Genomic DNA, 21,198 nt, shown 5'->3' with positions numbered 1-21,198 from the left:
CCACATCGTGAAGCTCCATCGGACAACGACGGCACTCGTCGCCGTCGCCGCGACACTCGCGCTCGCCGCGTGCGGCGGCGGCCAGGACGCCTCCTCCTCCACGGGCGGCGGCGGGTTCGCCGCCGAGCCCGCCGAGGGCGGGACCGTCCACGTGCTGCAGAACGCCGACTTCTCCTACCTCGACCCGGCGCGCGGCTGGGACGGCGGCGTGAACAACTTCTACCGGCTGGTCTACCGCCAGCTCACGACGTCCGCGCCGGGCTCGGCGGACGACCCGACCGCGATCGTCCCGGACCTGGCCGAGTCCCTGGGCGAGGTGTCCGACGACGGTCTGACCTGGACCTACACGCTCAAGGACGGACTGAAGTTCGAGAACGGCGACCCGATCACGTCCGCCGAGGTCAAGTTCGGCGTCTCGCGGGCCTGGGACCCGGAGATCGGCATCGGCTCCCCGTACCTCAAGCAGGTCATCGACGCCCCCGAGGACTACGAGGGCCCCTACAGGACCGGCGACCTGCCGACCATCGAGACCCCGGACGAGCAGACGATCGTCTTCCACCTGAAGAAGCCGTTCCCCGAGTTCGACGCCGTCGTCTCCCAGGTCAACGCGACCCCGTTCCCCGAGGGCAGCGGCGCCGGCGACGAGTTCATCCACGAGATCGTCGCCTCCGGGCCCTACAAGCTGGCCGAGTACGTGCCGGGCAGCACCATCAAGCTCGAGCGCAACGAGAGCTGGGACCCCGCGACCGACGAGGTGCGCGCCGCCAAGCCGGACGGCTGGGAGTTCACCATCGGCCTCGACCCCGCCACCATCGACGAGCGCCTCATCGCCGGGCAGGGCGCGGACGTCAACGCGATCGCCGGCAACATCCAGGCGGCCACGCTCCCCCGTCTGCAGACGCCGCAGCTGCAGGAGCGGGTGCTGGAGTACCCCGGCATCTGCACCACCTACATGGGCCTGAACACCACCAAGGCACCGCTCGACGACGTCCGGGTGCGCCAGGCGATCAGCTACGCCATCGACCGCACCACGATCGTCAACGCGAGCGGCGGCACTCAGCTCGGCGCGCCGTCCACGACGATCATCCCGCCGGCGGTCGCCGGTCACAAGGACTTCGACCTGTACCCCTCGGCGGACGGCACGGGCGACGTCGAGGCCGCGCAGAAGCTGCTCGACGAGGCCGGCCTGTCCGACGGGTTCACCCTGACCCTCGACATCCGCTCGCAGGAGTCGATGCAGGCCCAGGGCGAGGCCGTCCAGCAGGCGCTCGAGCGCGTCGGCATCACCGTCGAGCTCAACCTGATCGACACGTCCACCTACTACGAGACCATCGGCACCCCGTCGCAGCAGCACGACGCCGCCATCACCGGCTGGTGCCCGGACTGGGCCTCGTCGGCGGCGACCTTCATCCCGCCGCTGTTCGACGGCCGCAACATCTACGAGAAGGGCAACAACAACCTCGCCCAGCTCGACGACGAGGACGTCAACGCCCGGATCGACGAGATCGGGGCCATGACCGACATCGCCGCGGCGAACGAGCAGTGGGGCGCCCTCGACGAGGAGATCCTCGAGCTGGCGCCGATCGTCCCGCTGATGGTCGCCAAGACGGTGCTCCTGCCGGGTGAGAACGTCACCGGGCTGCACTCCTCGGCGAACGCCGCGAGCGGCGGCATCGACTACGTCGGTGTCGGCCTCAAGGACCCCGAGAAGGGCTGATCCATGACGTCCTTCCCGACCGATCTCACGACGGCCCGGCCCGTCGAGGCCGGGACCGACGACACCCCCGAGGCGCCGGCGGCACCAGCCGCCGGCGCCCTCCGGGCGGGTGCCGGCGGTACCTGGCAGGCCCTGCGCCGCGACGTCGGCGCGATGCTCGGCCTCGGCTACATCGTGCTCGTCACGCTCGTCGCGATCTTCGCGCCCGTCCTGACCGCCGTCAGCGGCTGGACCCCGTACGAGTTCGACCAGACCGCGATCGACCCCAACCTCGGCGGCATGCCGATCGGCCCGTGGGGCGGCGTCAGCGCCGAGCACTGGTTCGGCGTCGAACCGGGCAGCGGCCGCGACATCTTCGCCCGCATCGTCTACGGCGCGCGGGTGTCCATGAGCATCGCGCTGTCCGCCACCACGCTGACCACCGTGCTGGGCGTCTCCCTCGGGCTCGTGGCCGGCTACTTCGGCGGCCGGGTCGACCTGGTGATCTCGCGCGTCATGGACTTCCTCATGGCCTTCCCGGCGCTCATCTTCATGATCGCCGTGCTCTCCGCCCTGCCGGCGGGCAACCGGTCCACGCTCCTGGTGGTCGTGATCTCCGTGTTCGGCTGGCCCTACCTGGCGCGCATCGTGCGCGGCCAGACCATGTCGCTCGCGCAGCGGGAGTTCGTCGAGGCGGCGCGCGCCGCCGGGGCGAGCGGCACCCGCATCGTGTTCCGCGAGATCCTGCCCAACCTGCGCTCGACCATCATCGTGATGGCGACCCTCGCCGTGCCCGGCTACGTCGGCACCGAGGCCGGCCTGTCGTTCCTCGGCGTCGGCGTGGTACCCCCGGCGCCGAGCTGGGGCCAGATGATCGCCGCGTCCGTGAAGTGGTACGCCGTCGACCCCGCGTACTTCGTCTTCCCCGGCACGTGCCTGTTCCTGCTCGTGCTCTCGTTCACCGTGCTCGGCGACCGCCTGCGCGCCGTCGTCGACGCCCAGGAGGGCCGCTGATGCCCCGGTTCCTGATCACCCGAGTCGCCTCCGGCCTCGGCGTGCTGCTGCTGGTCTGCCTGTTCACGTACCTGGTCTTCTTCGCGTTGTCGCCGGACCCGGCGGTGCAGATCTGCGGCAAGAACTGCACGCCCGAGGTCATCGACCAGATCCGCGGCAACCTCGGGCTGGACCAGCCGTTCTGGACCCAGTTCTTCCACTTCGTCGTCGGCATCTTCGCGGGTCGCACCTACGGCGAGGGGGTCGGCGCCGTCGAGTGCGCCGCGCCCTGCCTCGGCTACTCGTTCCAGTCCAGCCAGGCCGTCTGGGACATGATCATCCAGCGCCTGCCGGTCTCCGCGACGATCGCCGTGGGCGCCGCCGTGCTGTGGCTGCTCGCCGGGCTGGCCGGCGGCCTGCTCAGCGCCGTCAAGGAGGGCACGTTCCTCGACCGGTTCACCACCGGGCTGACGCTGACCAGCATGTCGATCCCCAACTACGTGCTCGCGCTCGTGCTGCAGTACGTGCTGGTGGTCAAGCTGCAGTGGCTGCCGTTCCCGCAGGCCGTCGCGTTCGCCGACGACCCCGGGCAGTGGTTCGCGAACTTCGTCATGCCGTGGATCGTGCTCGCCGTCGGCTACGCGGCCGCCTACACGCGGCTGACGCGGGCCAACGTGCTCGACGTGCTGCGCGAGAACTACGTGCGCACCGCCTACGCCAAGGGCCTCGCCCAGCCGCTCGTCTGGCGCCGGCACGCGCTGCGGCCCGCGCTGACGCCGATCGTGACGATCTTCGGGATGGACTTCGCCGGCCTGCTCGGCGGCGCGCTCATCACCGAGACCGTGTTCGGCATCAACGGCGTGGGCAAGATGGCCGCCGACTCCATCGCCCGCAACGACCAGCCGGTGATCATGGGCGTCACCCTGCTCGCCGGGTTCCTCGTCGTCGTCGGCAACATCGTGGTCGACGTCGTGTACACCGCCATCGACCCGAGAGTGCGGGTGAACGCATGAGCCTGCTGCAGGTGCGCGACCTCACGGTCACCTTTCCCACCCCGCGCGGGCCGCTGGACGCCGTCCGCTCGCTCGACCTCGACCTGGAGGCAGGCGGGGCGCTCGGCATCGTCGGCGAGTCCGGCTCCGGCAAGTCCATGACCAGCCTGGCGATCATGGGGCTGCAGCCCCGGGCCGCGCAGCGCACCGGCAGCGTGCGCCTGGGCGGCCAGGAGCTCGTCGGGATGTCCGAGGCCGAGCTGCGCCGTGTGCGTGGCGACCGCGTCGCGATGGTCTTCCAGGACCCGCTCTCCTCGCTGAACCCGTACTACACGGTCGGGCTGCAGATCGAGGAGGCCTACCGCGCCCACCGGCCCGGCACCACGCGACGCGTGGCCCGGCGCGTGGCGATCGAGGCGCTGGAGCGGGTGCACATCCGCGACGCCGCGCGGCGCGTGGACCACTACCCGCACCAGTTCTCGGGCGGCATGCGCCAGCGCGTCATGATCGCCATGGCGCTGAGCACCGAACCCGAGCTGCTGATCGCCGACGAGCCCACCACAGCGCTCGACGTCACCGTCCAGGCGCAGATCCTCGACCTGCTGCAGGAGATCCGGCGCGAGACCGGCACCGGCCTGGTGCTGATCACGCACGACCTGGCCGTGGTCAGCGAGGTCACCGACCACATCGTCGTCATGAAGGACGGCGTGTGCGTCGAGCGCGGCGCCGTCGAGCAGATCTTCACCGACCCGCGGCACGCGTACACCCGGGCGCTGCTCGACGCCGTACCGCGCATCGACGACGAGATCGGCGAGCTGCGCGCGGTCACGGCCGGCGGCGCCGGTGATGTCGCAGCGAACAACGAGAAGGACGGAGGCCCCGCATGAGTGCGCCGCTCCTGAGAGCCACGCACCTCGTCAAGGAGTTCCCGGTCCTGGGCACGGGCGGCATCCTGCGCCGTCCGGACACCTTCCGGGCCGTGGACGACGTGAGCTTCGAGATCAACGCGGGCGACACGCTCGCCCTGGTGGGCGAGTCCGGCTCGGGCAAGTCGACGACGGCGCGTCTGGCCGCCCGGCTGCTCGACGTCACCTCGGGCACCGTCGAGCTCGACGGCGAGAACGTCACCCGGCTGGGCCGCACCGACCTGCGCCGGTTCCGCAGCGACGTGCAGGTCGTCTTCCAGGACCCGTACTCCTCGCTCAACCCGCGGCACACCGTGGAGCGGATCGTCACCGCTCCCCTGCTCTACCAGCAGCGGTCGGTTCCCGGCGGGGGGCGTGCGTTCACCCAGGCCCTCATGGAGCGGGTCGGGCTGGACCCGGACCACTCGCAGAAGTACCCGGCGCAGTTCTCCGGCGGTCAGGCGCAGCGCATCGGCATCGCCCGCGCGCTCGCCGTCGGGCCGCGCGTGGTGGTGTGCGACGAGGCGGTCTCCGCCCTGGACGTCTCCGTCCAGGCGCAGGTGATCAACCTGCTGCGCGACCTCCAGCGCGAGGAGGGGCTGACCTACCTGTTCATCGCGCACGACCTGGCCGTGGTGCGGCAGATCGCCACCAGGGTCGCGGTGATGACGCAGGGCCGGATCGTCGAGGAGGGCAACCGCGACGCCGTCTTCGACGCGCCGCAGCACGAGTACACGCGCAAGCTGCTCGACGCCGTGCCCCGCATCCGCCCCGAGTGGGAGGCGGCCCGACGGCGCAACGCGGCGCTCGCGGCGGAGGGGGCCCGATGAGCGCGGCCTGGACAACCACCTACCTGCTGCCGGGCATCGGCGTCCGCGAGCGCCGTCTCGCGGTGCCGCTGGACCGGTCGGGCAGGCTGGCGGGCGAGGTGACGCTGCTGGTCCGCGAGCTCGTGGACCCGACCCGGGGCGACGAGGACCTGCCGCTGCTGGTGTACCTGCAGGGCGGGCCGGGCGGCGCGAACCCGCGGCCGCTGCGCCGGGACGGCTGGCTGGACGTGGCGCTGCGCGACCACCGCGTGGTGCTGGTGGACCAACGCGGCACGGGCGGCAGCTCGCCGCTGGACGGCGAGGCGCTGGCCGGGCTGGACGCCCGCGCGGGCGCCGACCTGCTGGCGTGCTACCGGGCCGACTCGATCGTCGCGGACCTGGAGGACGTGCGCCGGCAGGTGTACGGCGGGCGCCGGTGGGCCACGCTGGCGCAGAGCTTCGGCGGCTGGATCACGCTGACGTACCTGTCGTGCGCACCCGAGGCGCTGCGCGCCTGCTACGTCGCGGGTGGCATCCCGGGCACGCCGCCGGACGCCGCGGAGGTCTACCGCCGCACGTTCGGCCGGGTAGCCGGCAAGACGGCGGAGTTCTACCGGCGCTACCCGGCCGACGTCGAGGCCGTGGCGGCGATCGCGGACCGGCTCGCGCAGGGCGACGTCCGGCTGCCGGACGGCGACGTGCTGACGGTGCGCCGGTTCCAGTCCATGGGCATCGACCTGGGCATGAAGCCGGGGCCGGAGCGCCTGCACTGGTTCGTCGAGAAGGCGTTCGCGGCGCCGGGCCGGCTGTCGGCGGGGTTCCTGCAGGAGGCGATGGTCCGCACCGCGCAGGCGGACGGCCCGTTGTTCTGGACGCTGCAGGAGTCGATCTACGGGCACGGCGGAAACGGCCCGACGGGCTGGGCGGCGCAGGCCGAGCGGGACCGGCGGCCGGAGTTCGACGCGGACCGCCGTCCGCTGCTGTTCACGGGCGAGATGGCGTTCCCGTGGATGTTCGACGAGATCCGGCTGCTGCGCCCCTTCGCGGGAGCGGTGCACGAGCTGGCGGCGCGCCAGGAGTGGTCGCCGCTGTACGACCTGGACCGCCTGGCCGCCAACGAGGTGCCCCTGGCGGCGATCGTCTACCACGACGACATGTTCGTGGACTCGGGTCTGCAGCTCGACACGCTCTCGCGGGTCGGGTCGGCGCAGGCCTGGGTCACCAACGAGTACGAGCACGACGGGATCGGCGACGCACGCGTGCTGGAGCGCCTGCGCGAGCTGGTCCGCGACCGAGGAGGAGAGATCCGATGAGCACGCACCACACCCCTGGCCGGCCGCCCTACGCGGGCACCCGCGCACCCCGCCTGGCCGACAGCCCGGCGTTCAACGCCCACATGGCCCGCGGCTGGGGCGCGCCCGACGTCGTCGTCCCGGTGATCCCCGGCGCGCCGGAGGCCGCCGCCGACCACCGCCGCCGGCTCTCGGAGCGCATCGGCGCGCGCGACGCCGTGGTCAGCGCCGGACGCGCGCCGCTGCGCAACGGCGACGCGATGTACGGGTTCCGCGCGGACAGCGACTTCGTGTGGCTCACGGGCACGCAGGCCGAGGACGGCGTCCTGGTGCTGCGGGCGGGCGACGGCGGGCACGACGCCACGCTGTACCTGCCGCCGCCCGCCCGGCCCGGAGAGAGCGAGTTCTTCGCCAACGCGGCCTACGGCGAGCTCTGGGTCGGGCCCTCCCCGGACCTGGCCGCCTGGGCCGGAGCGCTGGGCATCGCGGTGGAGCCGCGGGCCGCGCTCGACGGCGTGCTGGAGAAGCTGGACGGCGCGCTCGCCGCGCCGTCGGTGGACGACGACCTGGTGCGCCGGTTCGGCCTCAAGCCGTCCGAGGACCTGGCCCGCGCCCTGTCCGACCTGCGGATGATCAAGGACGACTGGGAGATCGGCCAGCTCCGCGAGGCGATCGACCACACCGTGACCGGGTTCGACGCCGTGGCCCGCGAGGTGCCGCGCGCCGTCGGCGGGCTCGGCGAGCGCTGGCTGCAGGGCACGTTCGACCGCCACGCGCGCACGTTCGGCAACGGGCCGGGCTACTCGACGATCGTCGGCTCCGGCCCGCACGCCCCGACCCTGCACTGGGTGCGGTGCGACGGCCCGATCCTGCCCGACCTGCCGCTGCTGCTCGACATGGGCGTCGAGGCCAACTCCCTGTACACCGCCGACGTGACGCGCACCATCCCGCCGTCGGGCACCTTCAGCGCGGTCCAGCGCCAGGTGCACGACCTCGTGGAGAAGTCGCACCGCGCCGGCATGGCGCAGATCCGCCCGGACGTGGAGTACCTCGACTTCCACTACGCCTCCATGGAGGTCATCGCCCAGGGTCTGCACGACTGGGGGCTGCTCGACGTCTCCGTCGACGAGGCGCTGTCGCCGGGCGGGCAGCAGCACCGGCGCTGGCTGGTCTGCGGCATCGGGCACCACCTCGGGCTGGACGTCCACGACTGCGCCCACTCCGACTACCAGGCCTACCAGGCCGCTCCCCTGGCCCCCGGCGTCGTGATGACCGTCGAGCCCGGCCTGTACTTCCACGCCCACGACGAGACCGTGCCGCCCGAGCTGCGCGGCATCGGCGTGCGCCTGGAGGACGACCTGCTGGTCACCCCCGACGGCGCCGAGGTACTCTCGGACGCGCTGCCCATCGACGCCGCCGGCATCGAGCGCTGGACCGCGGAACGGATCGGCGATGCCTGAGGCCGTGCTCTCCGTGCCGGGCGTGGGGGCCCGGGTGGCCGAGCCGTTCCCGCTCGCCGACGTCGTCCTGACGGGCGGCGTCTTCACCCGGGCGCGGGACCAGATGCTGCACCTGGCCCGCGTGTACCCCGTGGACCGGCTGCTCGCCGTCTTCCGCGCGAACGCCGGGCTGGACACGCGCGGCGCGCTGCCGCCGGGCGGCTGGGAGGACTTCGGCCACCCCGACGAGGACGCCTGGGGCCCGCACGACTACCCCGGCCGCGAGGCCGCGCCCACCGCCAACCTGCTGCGCGGCCACTACGCCGGGCACTTCCTGTCCATGCTGGCGCTCGCGGCCGGCGGCCCGGGCGACGCCGCGGAGCGGGCCGAGCTCAAGGCCAAGGTCGACGACATGGTCGAGGGGCTGCGGGAGGTCCAGGAGACCCTGGCCGCGACCGGCCGGTACAGCCACCCCGGGTTCCTGGCCGCCTACGGCGAGTGGCAGTTCTCCCGCCTGGAGGGCCTGGCGCCCTACGGCGAGATCTGGGCGCCGTACTACACGTGCCACAAGATCATGGCCGGGCTGCTCGACGCGTACCGGCACACGGGCTCGGTCGTGGCGCTGGACGTCGCCGCCGAGATGGGGCGCTGGGTGCACGGGCGGCTGTCCGTCCTGCCCGCGGAGCAGCGCGCGCAGATGTGGGCCCTGTACATCGCGGGCGAGGCGGGCGGCATGAACGAGGTGCTGTGCGACCTCGCCGTGCTTACCGGGGACCGCACGTTCGTCGACACGGCGCGGCTGTTCGACCTGGACACCCTGCTGGACTTCGCGGCGGCGGGCCGCGACGAGCTGGACGGCATGCACGCCAACCAGCACGCCGCGACGCTGCTCGGCTACCTCGCGCTGGGTGACCTGACCGGCGAGACGCGCTACACGGACGCCGTCGTCCACCTCTGGGACATGCTCGTGCCCGGCCGCACCTACGCCCACGGCGGCTCCGGCGAGAACGAGCTCTGGGGCCCGGCGGGCGCCGTGGCGGGCGACATCGGCAACCGGAACGCCGAGACGTGCGTGACCTACAACATGCTCAAGATCGCGCGCGCCCTGTTCGAGCGCACCGGCAAGGCGCGGTTCGCCGACTACTACGAGCGGGCCGTGACCAACCAGATCCTGGGCTCGCGGCGCGACGCCGACTCGGACGACTCGCCCGAGGTGACGTACATGTTCCCCGTGCACCCGGGGGCGCTGCGCGAGTGGGACAACGTGGGCACGTGCTGCGGCGGCACGGGGCTGGAGAACCACGTCAAGTACCAGGACTCCGTGTACTTCCGGTCGTTCGCCGGTGCCGCGCGGGTCGTCTGGGTCAACCTCTACGTGGCCTCGACGGCGAGCTGGCCGGAGGCCGGCGTCCGGCTGGTGCAGCGCACGGACTACCCGCTGGAGGGCAGCAGCCGGATCGAGGTCGACGCGACCGGCGACCTGGAGCTGCGCCTGCGGGTGCCGGGCTGGGTCGCGGACGGCGCCTTCACCGTGACGGTGGACGGCGAGGCGCAGCCCGTCCGGGCCGACGGCGGGTACGTCGCCCTGCGGCGCGACTGGCGGCCCGGCACCGTCGTCGAGATCGACATGCCGCTCACCCTGCGCGAGGTCCCGGCCCCCGACGACACCTCGGTGGTCACCCTCGAGCTCGGGCCGACGGTGCTCCTGGCCCGCAGTGCCGCCACGACCTGGCTGCCGCTGGAGGCCGCGACCTGGCGGCGGCTCGACGGCACGCTGGAGGCCCCGCTGACCTCCGCCGACGACGGCACGTGGCGCCTCGGCGACCTCGTCCTGGAGCCGACGTGGTCCGGGTCCGACGCCAGGTACCACATGTACCTGCGCCGGGCCGACGCGCGGATCGCGTTCGCGGGGGTCGACCCGGCGGCGGACTCGGGCGTGCCGAACGCGGCGCGTGCGGACGGCCGCACCTTTCTCGACGTGCTGTGGTCGGACGGCGGGTTCGCCGACCGTTCCGCGTTCGTCGAAGGGGTGCTGCGCGCGACGCACGAGTTCGTGGAGCTCGGGCTGCTGAGCGCCGCGGAGGGGCGGCAGGTGCTGCTGGCGGCGGCGCGCTCCGCCGTCGGGCGGCCGTCCGAGGCCGACGGCGGGCCCGGATCCGCGGGCCGGGCCACGGAGGAGGCCGCGCTCCTGTCGCGAGCGCCGACCACCACGCACGAGGGTTCCGCGCCCCGCGTCGAGATCGTCGCGGCCGCCGCGCCCGGCGTCACCGGCTGGTACCTCCGGCCGCCAGAGTTCACGGTCACCGCGCGGGCCGACGTCGGCGAGCCCGTCGTCGAGGTCCGCGTCGGCGACGAGCCGTGGGCCCCCGCCGGACAGGAACCGCTGGTGCTGGCCGACGGCGTGCACACGGTCACCGCGCGCGCCGTCGACGACGCGGGCCGGGAACGGCGCGTCGTCCGCGAGGTCAGCGTGGACACCAAGCCGCCGCGGACCACGGTGACGACCAAGCGGCTAGGCCCGCGGGGCGTCGAGATCAACCTCGCCGCCGTCGACGACGTCTCGGGCGTGGACAGCATCCGGTGGAAGGGGCCGGACACGTTCTGGGCCACGTTCGCCGAGCCATTCAGCCGGGCGCTGTCCGACGTGCCCCAGGTGATCGAGTTCGCCGCGACCGACCGGGCGGGCAACCAGGAGCCGGTACGCACCCTGGTGCTCCCGCCCGCGGACGCCGAGTAACCGGGTCAAGGTTCCACTGATGTCAGACCAGCGAACACTCAGACCAGCGAACAGGAGAGCACGCATGAACCAGCGAGCCGTCCGGAAGTCCCTGGCCCTACCGCTCGCGGCGATCGCCGCGAGCGCCCTCGCCCTCGGTGCCGTGCCGGCGAGCGCGGCAGCCGCCCCGCCGTCCTCCGCAGTCGCCGCCCCGGCGTCCGACGCCTGCCGCCTGCCCGCCGCCGTCGACGGGCTCGGCTCCGGGTTCCCGGTGGACGACCAGGCGCTCCCGGCCGCCGGCACGCTCAAGGCGGCTCTGCTGCTCGTGGACTTCGACGACCATCCGGCGTCCGCGGCCTCCGCGGCCGAGGCGGAGGCCAACCTGGCCCCCGGCGTCGAGTACCTGGAGCGGGTCTCGGGCGGCCAGCTGGACGTCACCACGACGGTGTCGGACGGCTGGGTGCGGATGCCCGAGCCCTCAACGTCGTACCCGTTCGAGCGAGGCCTGAGCTACGAGGACCACGTGCGGTACATCGGCGACGCGATCACGGCCGCCAACGACACGTTCGACTTCTCCGACGTCGACGTGGTCTGGGTGACGGCCACGAAGGAGGCGCCGAACATCACCTACTCGCCCACGACGAACTTCCTGGACGTCACCGCCGACGGCAACCACCTCACGCACGCCGTGACCTTCGGCTACGACCAGTGGCGCTGGGGCGGGCTGGTGCTGGCGCACGAGTCGGGGCACACGCTCGGCCTGCCGGACCTGTACCTGTTCGAGGCGCCGCCTCAGGACCCGGGCAACTACCACGCGGCGGTCGGCGGCTGGGACCTGATGGGGCTCATCTCGGGCGCGGGGCCGGAGTACTTCGCCTGGCACCGCTGGCAGCTCGGCTGGCTCGACGACGACCAGGTGGTGTGCGCCGGATCGGACCGGACGACGTCGGCGCGCCTGGCACCGGTGGCGCTGTCCGCCGACGCCAGGCCAGGGCAGGCCGCCATGGTGGTCTACCCGCTGTCGGAGACGCGCGCCGTCGTCGTCGAGAACCGGCAGCCGGTGGGCTACGACGAGGGCATCGAGGCGCGGGGCGCCCTGGTGTACACGGTCGACACGTCCGTGCGCTCGGGCGAGGGCCCGGTCCGGGTGGTGGACGCGACGCCGGGTTCGGCGGACGGTCTGGACGACGCCCCGTTCGCGGCGGGCTCGTCCTGGACCGAGCCGACGACGGGTGCGGTGCTCGCGTTCCGGGCGGGCCCGGCGGGCACGCTGCGCGTCACGGTCACTCCCTGATCCCTCCGTGTCGGACGTCCAGGTCACCCGGGTGACCCGGACGTCCGACACGGGCGGCAGGCCGGTCGATGTCAGTGGCGGCGTCTACCGTCGTGCCATGAGCGAGCCCCGGCCCTTCACGGTCCACGTCCCCGACCAGGTCCTCGGCGACCTGCGCGAACGTCTGGCGCGCAGCAGGATCCCCGAGGACTCGCCCCGGCGTCCGCCGTCGGGCATGACGTCCGGCTACCTGCACGAGCTGGTCGACCACTGGATCAGCTGGGACTGGCGGGCGCGCGAGGCCTGGCTCAACGGGCACCCGCAGTTCCTGGCCGAGGTCGGGGGCGCGGACGTGCACTTCGTGCACCTCCGGTCGGAGCAGCCGGACGCCCCGGCGCTGCTCGTGCTGCACGGGTGGCCGCACACGTTCGCGCTGCAGCTCGACTTCGCGGACCTGCTGCCCGACGTCCACGTCGTGGTGGCAAGCCTGCCCGGCTTCGCGTTCTCGACGCCGTACGCGGACGGCGAGATGTCGGAGAAGCGGCTGGCCGGCACGATGCACGCGCTGATGACCGACGTGCTCGGCTACGAGCGGTACCTCACCTACGGCGAGGATGTCACGGCGAACGTCAGCGACCTCATCGCGGCCCGGTATCCGGAGCACGTCGCGGGCATCGTCGCCACGCACGCGCACTTCCCGACCACGGCGGAGCGGGCGGCGCTCGACGACCCCGAGGTCAAGGAGTTCTTCGACGGCATCGCCGCGCAGCACCAGACCGACGGCGCGTACGGGCACGTCCAGGCCACCCGGCCGGACACGCTCGCGACCGCGCTCAACGACTCCCCCGCCGGCCTCCTCGCCTGGCTGACCGAGAAGCTCGTCGAGTGGAGCGACACCCCACCGGGTGACCCCCGCGCCGTCGAGCGGCGCATCTCGCGCGACCGCATCCTCACCGAGGCGACGATCTACTGGGCCACCCAGAGCATCGCGTCGTCGTTCCGGCCGTACTACGAGGGCGCCGACCAGCCCGACCCGATCCCGCCGACGACGGTGCCGGCAGCGGTGTTCGTCCAGCGGCACGAGGGCACGTATCCCGAGTCGCTCGCGCGCCGCCACTACCTCGACCTGCGCGTGTTCGACCGCCTGGAAGAGGGCGGTCACTTCACGGTGGGTGAGGTGCCTGAGGAGATGGCGGCGCGCGTGCGGGAGTTCGTCCGGTCGGTCGACGGCGAGGTCGACGGCGGCTGAGCCCTGGCTCAGGCCTTGGGCTCGAGCCGGATCACCGGGAACTTGCGGTCGGTGTGGGTCTCGTACACCTTGGCGTCCGGCCAGTACGCGGCCCAGATCCCGTAGAGCCGCTCCCACTCGGGCGACGTGGGACGCACCACGGTGGTGGTCGCCCGCAGGGTCTCGTCGCCGACCTCGATGGTCGTCTCGCCCGTACCGTCCTCGACGTTGGCCACCCAGGTCGGGTCCTTCGGCGCGCCACCCATCGACCCCACGACCAGGTAGGCGTCGCCGTCGACGGCGGCCACCAGCGGCGTCACGTACTGCTTGCCGCTGACCCGCCCGACGTGGTGCAGGAGCAGCAGGCGCTTGCCGTCGAAGTGCCCGCCCGCGACGGGTGACTCGACGATGCCCGCGTTCGCCCGGAACGCCTCGATGATCTCGGTGTTCATGTCTGACATCTGGTCCTCCTCCGACCTCCGCCGACCCCCCGGCCGGCCTAACCGGACTTTACCCCGGTTAAGCTCCGCCGGATAGCATCCGGACATGAGCACGCCGATGACGTGGGGCACACCGCGGCCGGAGCGGGCCGATGCCGCGCGCAACCGGCAGCTCCTGCTCGCCTCGGCCCGGGAGCTCCTGGCCGAGGCGGGACCGGACTGCCTGACGATGGACCTCCTGGCCGAACGGTCGGGGCTCGGCAAGGGCACGGTGTTCCGCCGGTTCGGCTCCCGGGCGGGCATCTTCCAGGCCCTGCTCGACGACGCCGAGCGCGACCTGCAGCAGCAGGTCCTGAGCGGCCCGCCGCCGCTCGGCCCCGGGGCGCCGCCGGTCGACCGGATCGTCGCCTACGGCACGGCCCGGGTCCGCTTCCTCGCGGAGCACCACGCGGTCGCGCGCGCCACGCTCGACGGGCGCCGCGCGGGCGGGCGGCGCCCGCTGTCCGAGATCCACCTGCGGGTGCTGCTGCGCGAGGTCGACCTGCCCGGCGCCGACGTCGAGGTGCTCGCGGGCCAGCTCGCGTACGCGCTGGACGGCCCGCTGCTGCTCCAGCTCTTCGCGGGGCCGGAGCTGGTCGGGCCGGAGCCGACGGCGCGGTTCGAGGCGGGCTGGCGCGACCTGGTCGAGCGGGTGTGCGGGGTTTCCGAAGCGTAGGCCGCGCGGGCAACCGCTGGTCGAGCCTGTCGAGACCCGGATCACGCAGAGCCGGTCGAGCACCGCTGGTCGAGCTTGTCGAGACCCCGGTTCGTGACCTGGGTCTCGACAAGCTCGACCGACGAACGATCAAGCGTGCGTCGGCGCCTCGTGGCGGGCGTGCTCGGCGGGTTCGAGCTGAAAGGTCGAGTGCTCCACGCGCACGTCGAACTGCGTGGCGACGCACCGCTGCAGGGCGTCGAGCACTGGCGGCGCCTGGCCGTCCCGGAAGCAGACGTCGCGCACCACGACGTGGGCGCTGATGGTCGGCAGGCCGGTGGCGACCAGCGAGGCGTGCAGGTCGTGCACCTCCTCGACGTGCTCCACCTCCAGCAGCCGCGCCCGCACCTCGTCGAGGTCCATGCCCGGCGGGGTCGACTCCAGCAGCACGCTCGCGGAGTCGGCCAGCAGCCGGGCGGCTCGCGGCAGGATGAGGACGGCGATGACGAGCCCCGCGACGGCGTCGGCCCGCTCCCAGCCCGTCGTCGCGATCACGACCGCGGCCACGATCACCGCGACCGAGCCGAGCGCGTCGTTGACCACCTCCAGGAACGCGGCGCGCAGGTTGAACGACGCCGAGCGCCCGCCCGCGAGCACGAGCAGCGCCACGACGTTGCCCACCAGGCCGACGATCCCGAAGACGAGCAGGCCCGGCCCCGGCGCCTCCGCCGGTCCGACGAGGCGGCTCACTCCCTCGACCAGGGCGTAGACGCCGACGGCGAGCAGCACCGCGGCCTGCGCGAGCGCGGCCAGGATCTCGGCCCGCCGGAACCCCCAGGTCCGGCGCGACGACGGCGGCCGCAGCGCGAGCGACGCCGCCCCCAGCGCGATGGCGAGGCCCGCCACGTCGGTGAGCATGTGCGCGGTGTCGACCAGGAGCGCGAGGCTGCCGGTGAGCAGCGCGCCGACCGCCTGAGCGACGAAGACGGACGCCGTGATGCCGAACGCGACGGCCAGGCGGCGCCGTCCGCCCGGGTCGGCGTGCGCTCCGCCGTCGTGCCCGTGGCTGTGGCCACCGGGACCGTGACCGTGGCTCACGACGCCGCTCCCGCCGAGCCGTCCACGCCGTAGACCGGGCACAGGGCCACGGCGTCGCCGGTCAGCGCCAGCAGCTGCTCGGCCGACGCGAGCACCGCGAGCGTCGCCTCCGGGTGGGTCAGCGAGAACACGGACGCCCGCCCCTGCGGCCGCGACTCGACGAGCCCGCAGTCCCGCAGGCAGGCCAGGTGCTTGGACACCGTGGACTGGGCCAGGCCGAGGTGCTTGGTCAGGTCGACCACGCGGTGCTCGCCGAGGGCCAGGTGCTGCAGGATCGCCAGCCGCGACGGATCCGAGAACCCGTGGAACAGGCACGCCGCCACGACCATCGCCTCGGACTCGCGGGCTGCGACATCGCCCGTCACCTCTGTCATCGCCATGCGACGATGCTACCAGCCACCCCCACTCCCCTTTGAGGCCCGGGTTTCTCCTCTTTGAGCCGACCCAAAGCGAAGAAACCCGGGCCTCAAAAGAAGGTCCGACGACGACGCAGGCCCTCCCGACCCGGCGCCGCCCGACCGGCCCCGCCCAACCCGGCCCCGCCCGACCCGGCTCCGCCCTCAGGCCACCGCCCGGGCATGCCAGGCCGTCGCCGTCGCGTCCAGGACGTCGTCCCACGGCGTCGGCCGGACGCCGAACAGCCCGGTGGTCTCGGCCGCGTCCGCCACGAAGGGTTGGTCGAACTGGTAGAGCACGCCCAGGGCCTCGCGCAGCAGCGGCACCACGAGACCCCCGGCCCGCAGCACCGCGCGCGGCACGCGGCGCAGCCGGGGCTCCCCCGTCCCGGCCCGCGCACCCAGCGCGCGCAGCACCTCGCGGACGGTCGCGGGCGGGTTGGACGGCACCAGCCACGGCGAGCCCCAGGCCCGGTCGTCGGCGCCGAGCGCGACGAGGGTCGCGGCGACGTCGTCGACCGCCGTCCAGGTGTGCGGCTGGTCCGGGTCGGCCATGACGTTCGCGGTCCGGCCCGCGAGCGTCGCGGCGGCGTACATGGGCAGCAGGCCGTGCGAGGCGGGGACGGTCGGCCCGATGTAGTCCGACGCGCGCGCCTCGGTGGCCTGCACCCGTCCCGCGCGGTGGGCGGCGAGCGCCTCCTGCCACAGCCGGGCCCGGAGCCGGCCCTTGTGGTCCGACGCCGCGAGCGGCAGGTCGCGGGTCATCGGCCCGTCGACGGGACCGTAGCCATAGAGGTTGCTCAGCGTCACGAGCACCGCGCCGGAGGACTCGGCGGCGTGCAGCGCCGCGGCCGCCAGCGGGGGCCAGCCGCGCTCCCACGCCTGGTACGAGCCAGGGTTCGCGCAGTTGTACAGCACGTCCGCGCCCCGGGCCGACGCCGCGAGCGCCGCCGCGTCCGTGGCGTCGAGGGCGATCCGCTCCACGCGGGGGTGGGCCGGGCCGCCGCCGGAGCGGGTGACCACCGCGACGGAACGGCCGGCGTGCGCCAGCCGGAGGGCGAGCGCGGTGCCGACGGGCCCGGCGCCGAGGACGAGGTGGGAGGTCATGGACCCAGGGTCCCATCGATATTAGTCAGACAGGTTGATAACTTGTATGATCGCGAGCGAACATCCCGCCGCAAAGGAGCGCCATGACGTACCAGCCCGACGCCATCCGGACCGTGCAGCTCTCGACTGTCACGCTGCCGCTGGCCACCGCCATCTCCGACGCCAAGGTCTTCACCGGGCGGCAGAAGCCCATGACCGAGGTCGTCTTCCTGTTCGCGGAGATCACCACGGAGCAGGGGTTCGAGGGCCTCGGCTTCTCCTACTCCAAGCGCGCGGGCGGCCCCGCGCAGTACGCGCACGCGAAGGAGGTGGCGCAGTCGGCGATCGGCGAGGACCCCAACGACATCGCCAAGCTCTACACGAAGCTGCTGTGGGCGGGCGCGTCGGTCGGCCGGTCCGGCGTCGCGACCCAGGCGCTGGCCGCCATCGACATCGCCCTGTACGACCTCAAGGCCAAGCGCGCCGGTCTGCCGCTGGCCAAGCTGCTGGGCGCGCACCGCGACTCCGTGCGCACCTACAACACCTCGGGCGGCTTCCTCAACGCGAGCATCGAGGAGGTCACCGAGCGCGCCAGCCGGTCGATCGCCGAGGGCATCGGCGGCATCAAGATCAAGGTCGGCCTGCCCGACGGCCGCACGGACCTCGCCCGCGTCGCCGCCGTCCGCGAGCACATCGGCCCCGACGTGCCGCTCATGGTCGACGCCAACCAGCAGTGGGACCGCGGCACCGCCCTGCGCATGGGCCGGCGCCTGGAGGAGTTCGACCTCGTCTGGATCGAGGAGCCCCTGGACGCCTACGACGCCGAGGGCCACGCGGCGCTGGCCGCCGCCCTGGACACCCCGATCGCCACGGGCGAGATGCTCGCCTCGGTGGCGGAGCACGAGCGGCTCATCGCGACCCGCGCGTGCGACATCATCCAGCCGGACGCCCCGCGCGTCGGCGGCATCACGCAGTTCCTGCGGCTGCTCACGCTCGCCGACCAGGCCGGGCTGGACCTCGCGCCGCACTTCGCGATGGAGATCCACCTGCACCTCGCCGCCACCTACCCGCGCGAGCCGTGGGTGGAGCACTTCGACTGGCTCGACCCGCTGTTCAACGAGCGGCTCGAGACCAAGGACGGGCGCATGCTCGTGCCGGACCGCCCCGGCCTCGGCGTGACGTTCAGCGAGCAGGCCCGCGCCTGGACCACGGACAGCGCCACGTTCGGTCCGGCCTGAGCCGCGACACCCCCGACGTGTCAGACGTACAGGTCCCCCGAGTGACCTGTACGTCTGACACGTCCCGCGGGAAGCAGCACCGAGATGGAAGCATGAGCCCATGGCCCAGACCCTGAGCGGCACCCTGGTGGAGACGCTGCGCAGCCGCATCGTCAACGGCGACATCGCCCCGGGCGAGAAGCTGCCCAGCGAGCCGCGCCTCGCCGTCGAGCACCAGGTCAGCCGCACCGTCGTCCGCGAGGCCATCGCCCGCCTGAACCTGGAGGGCCTGGTGCACACCCGGCGCGGCAGCGGCAGCTACGCGCTCACCCCGCCCGCCGAGGCGGACGACGGCGGCGCCCCCGTCGCCCGGTCGCTGGCCGACCGCCTCGCACTGGTCGAGTACCGCCTGGCCCTGGAGGCCGAGGCTGCGGCGCTCGCCGCCGGACGGCGCACCCCCGCGCAGCTCGCGGCGCTCGCCGACCGGCTCGACGCGCTCGCGGCGTCCGACGGCCACCCCGCGACCGCGATGCAGCACGACTTCGCGTTCCACCGGCTCGTCGCGGAGGCCGCGGACAACAGGTTCCTCCTGGAGGCCCTGGACCGGCTCGGCCCGCAGATGATCGCCATGCCCCGCGGCCGGCTCGACACCCACGAGGCCACGGCGCAGGACGGTGGCCGGTTCGCCGGCGTCGTCCAGGAGCACCGGGCCGTGCTCGACGCCCTGGACGCGCAGGACCCGCTCGCCGCCGCCGCGGCGATGCGGGTCCACCTCACGTCGTCGCGCCGCCGCCTGCTCCAGGAATCACGGGGCGACGCCGCCCCCTGACCCGGCCGCGCGCCGCCGTCGGACAAAGCCGCCGTCGGACAGAGCCGTTGACCACAGCAGCTGCTGCCAGGTGGGACGGCCTCCTGGCAGCAGCTGCTGTGGTCAACACCCGCGTCTGAGCGGCGGCCGGACGGCGGCCGGGCCCGTCAGCGCGGGGGCTTGACCGCCAGGACGGGGTGCTCGGCCTGGAGCAGGATGCGCTGCGCCACCGAGCCCATGATGAACTTGCCGACCGTGCTGCGGCGGCGCAGGCCGATCACGATCAGCGACGCCTCGTGCTTCTCGGCGAGGTCGAGGATCTCGTCGGTGAAGTCGTCACGGTGCGTGCCGCGCACGAGCTGCGCCTTCACCCCCGCCGCGGCGGCCTGCGCGAGCACCCGGTCGAGGTCTTCCTCGGCCGCGACCGTGGTCTCCACCACGGAACCCTCCCGCGCCGAGTTCACGACGAGCAGGTCCTCGTCCCGGAGCCCCGCCTCGACGATCGCCGCCTGCACGGCGGCCTCCCCCGCGGGCGTGGGGACGTAGCCAACGACGATGCTCATACGGACTCTTCCTCTCGGTTCTTCGCCGACGCACCGGCGTCCGGCGCACCAGCAACGGCCCCGACGTTCCGCCGGTCACGGACCGCACGGATCAGCGGCAGCACGGCCACCACCACGAACACCACCAGCAGCGTGGCGGAGATGGGACGGGTGAAGAAGCCCGCCGCCGACCCGTCGAACATCAGCAGCGAGCGCCGCAGGCTGGACTCCAGCAGCGAGCCCAGCACGAACGCCAGCACGAGCGGTCCCGGCTCGAACCCGAACTTCTTCATCAGGTATCCGACGGCGCCGAAGACGACCACGAGGAGCACGTCGAACACGGAGTTGTTGATGGTGTAGGCGCCGACCATCGTGATCAGGGCCGTCACGGGCGCCAGGATCGCGGCGCGCACCCGCAGGATGCGCACGAACACGCCCACCAGCGGGATCGACATGATGAGCAGCAGCACGTTGCCGATGTACATCGAGTTGACGACGCCCCAGAACAGCTCGGGGTGCTCGGTGACGAGCTGCGGCCCGGGGGTGATGCCCTGGATGAGCAGCGCGCCGAACATGAGCGCCATGGTCGCGTTGGCGGGGATGCCGAGCGTGAGCAACGGGATGAACGAGCTGGTCGCGGCGGCGTTGTTCGCCGTCTCCGGGCCGGCCACGCCCTCGATGGCGCCCTTGCCGAACCGGCTCGGGTCCTTGGCGCGCTTCTTCTCCGCGGCGTAGGCGGCCATGGAGGCGATTGTCGCGCCACCGCCGGGCAGGATGCCGAGGAAGAACCCGAGCACCGACCCGCGGGTCACGGCGCCCGAGGACTCCTTGAGGTCCTTGCGCGACGGCCAGACGTTGGCCACCTTGCCCGGCGCATGCACCGCGCGGTGCCGCTCCTCCAGGTTGTAGAGGATCTCGCCGAGACCGAACAGGCCCATGGCCACGGGCACGAAGTCGATGCCGTCCGCCAGGCTCAGGCTGTCGAACGTGAAGCGTTCGGCGCCCGTGAAGGCGTCGCGGCCGACGGTGGCCAGCAGCAGTCCGATCGCCGCGGCGATCAGGGCCTTGAGCCGCGCGCCGGACGCGATGGTCGAGACCAGGAGGATGCCCAGCAGGGCCAGGGCCGCATACTCGGGCGGCCCGAAGTCGAGCGCGAAGCCCGCCACGACCGGGGCGAGGAAGGTCAGCCCGACGATGGCGACGGTGCCACCGATGAACGACCCGACGGCCGCGACGCCGAGCGCCGTGCCCGCCTTGCCCTGCCTGGCGAGCGCGTGCCCGTCCAGGACCGTGACCACCGAGCTGGCCTCGCCGGGCAGGCGGAGCAGCACGGACGTGATGGTGCCGCCGTACTGGGCGCCGTAGAAGATCCCGGCGAGCATGATGATCGCGGTGACCGGCTCCACGCCGTACGTCAGCGGGAGCAGGATGGCGATGGTGGCGGCGGGGCCGAGGCCCGGCAGCACCCCGATGAGCATGCCGATGACCACACCGAGCAGGCAGTACAGGAGGTTGGTCGGTTCGAGCACGACGGCAAAGCCGGCGGCTACGTTCTGCAGTGATTCCACGTGCGTT

Annotated in this window: 19 protein-coding genes; 13 read left to right on the top strand and 6 right to left on the bottom strand. The window is 73.1% G+C overall.

Going from position 1 to position 21,198, the window contains the following annotated elements:
• Positions 1–7: 7 nt before the first annotated feature.
• The 10 genes from ACZ7LE_RS18855 (at position 8) to ACZ7LE_RS18810 (ending at position 13,364) form a co-directional block, all read left to right on the top strand.
• Positions 8–1,717 (top strand): ABC transporter substrate-binding protein, encoded by a 1,710-nt coding sequence (locus tag ACZ7LE_RS18855; RefSeq protein ID WP_470404780.1) that lies wholly within the window; start codon positions 8–10, stop codon positions 1,715–1,717.
• Positions 1,718–1,720: 3 nt separating this feature from the next.
• Positions 1,721–2,710 (top strand): ABC transporter permease, encoded by a 990-nt coding sequence (locus ACZ7LE_RS18850; protein ID WP_470404779.1) that lies wholly within the window; start codon positions 1,721–1,723, stop codon positions 2,708–2,710.
• Positions 2,710–3,702 carry an ABC transporter permease gene (locus tag ACZ7LE_RS18845; RefSeq protein WP_020018274.1) on the top strand — a complete coding sequence of 331 codons (993 nt, stop codon included), beginning with the start codon at positions 2,710–2,712 and terminating at the stop codon, positions 3,700–3,702. The genes ACZ7LE_RS18850 and ACZ7LE_RS18845 overlap by 1 nt, the downstream gene beginning before the upstream one ends.
• The gene (locus ACZ7LE_RS18840) at positions 3,699–4,568 is read left to right on the top strand and encodes an ABC transporter ATP-binding protein (protein ID WP_470404778.1); all 870 of its coding nucleotides are present in this window, start codon (positions 3,699–3,701) and stop codon (positions 4,566–4,568) included. Before ACZ7LE_RS18845 ends, ACZ7LE_RS18840 begins: the two co-directional genes overlap by 4 nt.
• Positions 4,565–5,416 (top strand): ATP-binding cassette domain-containing protein, encoded by an 852-nt coding sequence (locus ACZ7LE_RS18835; RefSeq protein WP_470404777.1) that lies wholly within the window; start codon positions 4,565–4,567, stop codon positions 5,414–5,416. The genes ACZ7LE_RS18840 and ACZ7LE_RS18835 overlap by 4 nt, the downstream gene beginning before the upstream one ends.
• The gene (locus tag ACZ7LE_RS18830) at positions 5,413–6,708 is read left to right on the top strand and encodes an alpha/beta fold hydrolase (protein WP_470404776.1); all 1,296 of its coding nucleotides are present in this window, start codon (positions 5,413–5,415) and stop codon (positions 6,706–6,708) included. Before ACZ7LE_RS18835 ends, ACZ7LE_RS18830 begins: the two co-directional genes overlap by 4 nt.
• Positions 6,705–8,147: an aminopeptidase P family protein gene (locus tag ACZ7LE_RS18825; protein WP_470404775.1), complete on the top strand. Its 1,443-nt coding sequence runs from the start codon at positions 6,705–6,707 to the stop codon at positions 8,145–8,147. The genes ACZ7LE_RS18830 and ACZ7LE_RS18825 overlap by 4 nt, the downstream gene beginning before the upstream one ends.
• The gene (locus tag ACZ7LE_RS18820; RefSeq protein ID WP_470404774.1) at positions 8,140–10,863 is read left to right on the top strand and encodes a glycoside hydrolase family 127 protein; all 2,724 of its coding nucleotides are present in this window, start codon (positions 8,140–8,142) and stop codon (positions 10,861–10,863) included. The genes ACZ7LE_RS18825 and ACZ7LE_RS18820 overlap by 8 nt, the downstream gene beginning before the upstream one ends.
• Before the next feature lie 64 nt (positions 10,864–10,927).
• Complete coding sequence (locus ACZ7LE_RS18815; RefSeq protein ID WP_470404773.1) at positions 10,928–12,136, top strand: M6 family metalloprotease domain-containing protein; 1,209 nt, start codon at positions 10,928–10,930, stop codon at positions 12,134–12,136.
• 97 nt (positions 12,137–12,233) lie between these two features.
• The gene (locus ACZ7LE_RS18810) at positions 12,234–13,364 is read left to right on the top strand and encodes an epoxide hydrolase family protein (protein ID WP_470404772.1); all 1,131 of its coding nucleotides are present in this window, start codon (positions 12,234–12,236) and stop codon (positions 13,362–13,364) included.
• 8 nt (positions 13,365–13,372) lie between these two features.
• On the opposite strand, the gene ACZ7LE_RS18805 is transcribed toward ACZ7LE_RS18810, so the two are convergent.
• Complete coding sequence (locus ACZ7LE_RS18805) at positions 13,373–13,804, bottom strand: nitroreductase/quinone reductase family protein (protein WP_470404771.1); 432 nt, start codon at positions 13,802–13,804, stop codon at positions 13,373–13,375.
• A gap of 85 nt (positions 13,805–13,889) precedes the next feature.
• Between ACZ7LE_RS18805 and ACZ7LE_RS18800 the strand changes: the two genes are divergently transcribed.
• Positions 13,890–14,498, top strand: coding sequence for a TetR/AcrR family transcriptional regulator (locus ACZ7LE_RS18800; protein WP_470404770.1), 609 nt, complete (start codon positions 13,890–13,892; stop codon positions 14,496–14,498).
• A gap of 129 nt (positions 14,499–14,627) precedes the next feature.
• On the opposite strand, the gene ACZ7LE_RS18795 is transcribed toward ACZ7LE_RS18800, so the two are convergent.
• From ACZ7LE_RS18795 to ACZ7LE_RS18785, 3 genes are all read right to left on the bottom strand, one after another.
• Positions 14,628–15,575 (bottom strand): cation diffusion facilitator family transporter, encoded by a 948-nt coding sequence (locus ACZ7LE_RS18795; RefSeq protein WP_470404769.1) that lies wholly within the window; start codon positions 15,573–15,575, stop codon positions 14,628–14,630.
• Positions 15,572–15,955: an ArsR/SmtB family transcription factor gene (locus ACZ7LE_RS18790; protein WP_470404768.1), complete on the bottom strand. Its 384-nt coding sequence runs from the start codon at positions 15,953–15,955 to the stop codon at positions 15,572–15,574. The genes ACZ7LE_RS18795 and ACZ7LE_RS18790 overlap by 4 nt, the downstream gene beginning before the upstream one ends.
• Before the next feature lie 180 nt (positions 15,956–16,135).
• The gene (locus ACZ7LE_RS18785) at positions 16,136–17,077 is read right to left on the bottom strand and encodes an NAD-dependent epimerase/dehydratase family protein (RefSeq protein ID WP_470404767.1); all 942 of its coding nucleotides are present in this window, start codon (positions 17,075–17,077) and stop codon (positions 16,136–16,138) included.
• An 83-nt stretch (positions 17,078–17,160) separates the two neighbouring features.
• On the opposite strand from ACZ7LE_RS18785, the gene ACZ7LE_RS18780 reads away from it, so the two are divergent.
• Both ACZ7LE_RS18780 and ACZ7LE_RS18775 read left to right on the top strand, forming a co-directional pair.
• On the top strand, positions 17,161–18,294 hold the full coding sequence (locus ACZ7LE_RS18780) for an L-talarate/galactarate dehydratase (RefSeq protein ID WP_470404766.1): 1,134 nt from the start codon (positions 17,161–17,163) through the stop codon (positions 18,292–18,294).
• 100 nt (positions 18,295–18,394) lie between these two features.
• The gene (locus ACZ7LE_RS18775) at positions 18,395–19,102 is read left to right on the top strand and encodes a FadR/GntR family transcriptional regulator (RefSeq protein WP_470404765.1); all 708 of its coding nucleotides are present in this window, start codon (positions 18,395–18,397) and stop codon (positions 19,100–19,102) included.
• 146 nt (positions 19,103–19,248) lie between these two features.
• On the opposite strand, the gene ACZ7LE_RS18770 is transcribed toward ACZ7LE_RS18775, so the two are convergent.
• Both ACZ7LE_RS18770 and ACZ7LE_RS18765 read right to left on the bottom strand, forming a co-directional pair.
• Positions 19,249–19,644 carry a universal stress protein gene (locus ACZ7LE_RS18770; RefSeq protein ID WP_470404764.1) on the bottom strand — a complete coding sequence of 132 codons (396 nt, stop codon included), beginning with the start codon at positions 19,642–19,644 and terminating at the stop codon, positions 19,249–19,251.
• Positions 19,641–21,191, bottom strand: a complete 1,551-nt coding sequence (locus tag ACZ7LE_RS18765) for a tripartite tricarboxylate transporter permease (RefSeq protein WP_470404763.1) — start codon at positions 21,189–21,191, stop codon at positions 19,641–19,643. The genes ACZ7LE_RS18770 and ACZ7LE_RS18765 overlap by 4 nt, the downstream gene beginning before the upstream one ends.
• Between the last annotated feature and the right edge of the window lie 7 nt (positions 21,192–21,198).

Source organism: Promicromonospora sp. NPDC110617, from assembly GCF_055598465.1.
This window is presented reverse-complemented; position numbering and strand designations above follow the sequence as displayed.

Excerpts from the sequence above, each read along its gene's own strand:
- ACZ7LE_RS18805 (WP_470404771.1), bottom strand. The coding sequence starts at position 13,804 with ATGTCAGACATGAACACCGAGATCATCGAGGCGTTCCGGGCGAACGCG.
- ACZ7LE_RS18825 (WP_470404775.1), top strand. The coding sequence starts at position 6,705 with ATGAGCACGCACCACACCCCTGGCCGGCCGCCCTACGCGGGCACCCGC.
- ACZ7LE_RS18845 (WP_020018274.1), top strand. The coding sequence starts at position 2,710 with ATGCCCCGGTTCCTGATCACCCGAGTCGCCTCCGGCCTCGGCGTGCTG.
- ACZ7LE_RS18790 (WP_470404768.1), bottom strand. The coding sequence starts at position 15,955 with ATGGCGATGACAGAGGTGACGGGCGATGTCGCAGCCCGCGAGTCCGAG.
- ACZ7LE_RS18780 (WP_470404766.1), top strand. The coding sequence starts at position 17,161 with ATGACGTACCAGCCCGACGCCATCCGGACCGTGCAGCTCTCGACTGTC.
- ACZ7LE_RS18820 (WP_470404774.1), top strand. The coding sequence starts at position 8,140 with ATGCCTGAGGCCGTGCTCTCCGTGCCGGGCGTGGGGGCCCGGGTGGCC.
- ACZ7LE_RS18800 (WP_470404770.1), top strand. The coding sequence starts at position 13,890 with ATGAGCACGCCGATGACGTGGGGCACACCGCGGCCGGAGCGGGCCGAT.
- ACZ7LE_RS18770 (WP_470404764.1), bottom strand. The coding sequence starts at position 19,644 with ATGAGCATCGTCGTTGGCTACGTCCCCACGCCCGCGGGGGAGGCCGCC.
- ACZ7LE_RS18850 (WP_470404779.1), top strand. The coding sequence starts at position 1,721 with ATGACGTCCTTCCCGACCGATCTCACGACGGCCCGGCCCGTCGAGGCC.
- ACZ7LE_RS18840 (WP_470404778.1), top strand. The coding sequence starts at position 3,699 with ATGAGCCTGCTGCAGGTGCGCGACCTCACGGTCACCTTTCCCACCCCG.
- ACZ7LE_RS18815 (WP_470404773.1), top strand. The coding sequence starts at position 10,928 with ATGAACCAGCGAGCCGTCCGGAAGTCCCTGGCCCTACCGCTCGCGGCG.
- ACZ7LE_RS18830 (WP_470404776.1), top strand. The coding sequence starts at position 5,413 with ATGAGCGCGGCCTGGACAACCACCTACCTGCTGCCGGGCATCGGCGTC.
- ACZ7LE_RS18785 (WP_470404767.1), bottom strand. The coding sequence starts at position 17,077 with ATGACCTCCCACCTCGTCCTCGGCGCCGGGCCCGTCGGCACCGCGCTC.
- ACZ7LE_RS18810 (WP_470404772.1), top strand. The coding sequence starts at position 12,234 with ATGAGCGAGCCCCGGCCCTTCACGGTCCACGTCCCCGACCAGGTCCTC.
- ACZ7LE_RS18775 (WP_470404765.1), top strand. The coding sequence starts at position 18,395 with ATGGCCCAGACCCTGAGCGGCACCCTGGTGGAGACGCTGCGCAGCCGC.
- ACZ7LE_RS18835 (WP_470404777.1), top strand. The coding sequence starts at position 4,565 with ATGAGTGCGCCGCTCCTGAGAGCCACGCACCTCGTCAAGGAGTTCCCG.